At 40.2% G+C, this 599-nt stretch carries 1 protein-coding gene; it reads right to left on the bottom strand.

What is annotated here, in order from left to right; all coding sequences use genetic code 11:
* Positions 1-420: hypothetical protein (locus tag R7Q46_RS28470; protein WP_318078481.1), on the bottom strand; the 420-nt coding region annotated here is incomplete at its 3' end.
* Positions 421-599: the final 179 nt, after the last annotated feature.

The raw sequence follows: 599 nt of genomic DNA, 5'->3' as shown, positions 1-599 counted from the left end.
AAGTAAGGCATACCAAACGATGAATGGCAGAACATCGACGGACGAGCTCATCACAATGCCATCCTCAGGCATCACCGTCATGTAGTAGGCAAGCAAAAATACAGATATCGGAATCAATAACGTACAAAACCGCACTGACACAACAAAGCTAATACTAAAGTATCGCCCAAGGAAATCCGTACCATGTTCGGAACCATTGGCCTTATACGCCCAGTAGGTGCCAAACAAGACAATCAGAATATAAGACACAGATTCGACAGCATCCCATACATTTTGTGGTTCGAGTGGCGAGATGGAAATAAGCTCAATACCAATAGTCACAAACGCTATGCTTAAAAACATATACAAGAACTTATCTTTTTCCGACAGTTTGTTGGCTCGAATATCGTTCTTCAGACTTTGTACATCCCAAAAATACATAGCGACTCCTTTAAGTATTGCTCGTCTTGAACTGAACACGCCGAGTGATACTTGCGCAGTTAATTCATAGTAACTCGAAATATAAATTAAAAATCAAATAGATAGTCAAATCGACTAAAAATACTCTCGCACAAATGGGATGGTTTGTCTCTAAGAAATCTCTCGTTATCGGTACCGTC

It is taken from the genome of Vibrio sp. 811, from assembly GCF_033339195.1.
This window is presented reverse-complemented; position numbering and strand designations above follow the sequence as displayed.